Origin of the sequence: Fibrobacter sp. (assembly GCF_045131395.1) — a bacterium.
GTDB lineage: Bacteria > Fibrobacterota > Fibrobacteria > Fibrobacterales > Fibrobacteraceae > Fibrobacter.
Genome location: NZ_JBGUQY010000034.1, coordinates 1 through 1782, shown reverse-complemented (window position 1 = coordinate 1782; position 1782 = coordinate 1). Strand labels below are relative to the sequence as shown.

The following is a 1782-nucleotide window of genomic DNA, read 5'->3' as shown; positions in this document are numbered from 1 at the left end:
TTCGGCTGGCAAAGATACTGCATGACAGCAGCAGTCCTATGATCAACATAATGTGATTAAGCTGGTCCATCCTGAATCCGGTTCCTTAGTTCCTGTATTCCGTGAGTATGAATTAATATTTCAGCAGAAAAGCCTGCACAGAGACAGTTTCAGCTGATTTACTTTTGTTCAGTGAATAATTATAAACACTAAATTTTACCGTAACCATAAAATTTAAAAATTTTGCCTATCTTGGTTAATTAATAAACACTGTGGTGATTAAATCATAACATGAAAGCAACGTTTTGACGGCTGTTATTGCCAAAAGATAAAGGTAGGGCATAAAGACCGAAGGGAACGGTTATTAATCTGTAAAAAACTGTTCATTTTCATGTAAAGGCGAAGGAAGGTTTGGTCAGCCGGATTCGTAATTTAACTCATCATTCGTGCGGGATACTGCTTTATGAGGTGTTTTCTGTCGTATCTTTCGAAGGGCAATGGAAAACGGGAGACCGCATTAAGCATGTCTCCCGTTTTAAACAGGTCATCAGGTATCGGCCTTACTGAAAACCGATGCCGTTACATGCCGTTAGTTTGAAGGCGGAATGAATACAATGGCGGCAGTCAGAGGTTCCAGACTGAGCTTGTAGGTGGTGCCTTCAGGGAGAAGGGTTTCCGCTTCATCAAAGTTTTCGTAAATGGTCTGAAATAAACTTTTTGCTTCAATTTTTTTAGGATTGAGATACCTGCGATTTTACAAAAAAAATCAATGTGATAATATTCACATTTTGAGATATAAAGCTTTTTATTTTTATCTCTTGAGAAAGGCTTGTAAAGGTCGATATTTTGCGAATGGTGAGGAGGAAATCTGCGGGTATCATTTTTCTTTCCCAATCCTTTAATCGATCTCTACCGATCTCGTAGCGATCAAATTCGCTCTTGTTTTGTCATGTAAAGTTAACAGTCATAATGGCTAAAAATGCCATTTGGTATAATAGTCATATAAGTATTTAACAGGACTATTACAGTGAGCCAGCAGACATTACAGGACAGATTCAAAGATATATCGCAGAAGCTTGAAAAAGCTACTGCGGATGATCCCGTGATTTCTATTCTTGTTTCTGCCTTGTTTGCATTGTTTGAAAATCAGAACAATCAGCTTCAAAGTCAAAGCAATCAACTTCAAAGTCAAAATATAACCATAGCCAACCTGTCCAAGACAATTGAAGATCAGAAAATCCTGATAGAAAAACTGAATTATGCCATTGCCAAACTCACAGCTAAACTCGGAGATAAGAGCATTACCGTAAGAAAAACCAGCGATGAAAATATCAATGGTAAAGGCAGTGAAAAGAAGAAAGGCATCAATTCCTCCAGTGGTGAAAAGAAAGCTGTTTCCCCCAGAAAAGCTGTTAAGGTTAATAGTGACATCTCAACATCAGAACGTTATGTATGCATAGATATCAATGGGGAAGAAATTTCGGTTGAAGATGCCAGAAAGAAAATAGGAACCACCTTTGTCTGGAAAGACGGTAAACGTTATAAATACGTGAGGATCAATGATTCCTCCGTAAAGGCGGATATTGATGTCAGTATTGTCAAAACACATTACAGCAAACTTCAGATAGTTGCCGTGGATGATAACGGTAATGAGTTAGCCGATGTAAAAGTTCCTGTTACAGTCTGTCCTGAAACCGACTTTCTTAAGAAGAGTTTAATGAGTATCGGACTGATGTGTCTTGTACTGGAGCAGTGGTTCTGTCTTAAGGCTCCATTAAACAGAATCAGTCAGTATTTATTAAG

General features: G+C 38.1%; 1 protein-coding gene. It reads left to right on the top strand.

Annotation, left to right across the window (positions count from 1 at the left end):
• Positions 1–1006 precede the first annotated feature (1006 nt).
• Positions 1007–1782, top strand: a 776-nt coding sequence (locus ACJMNB_RS09160) for a hypothetical protein (RefSeq protein WP_405341692.1), incomplete at its 3' end; no start/stop codon positions are given.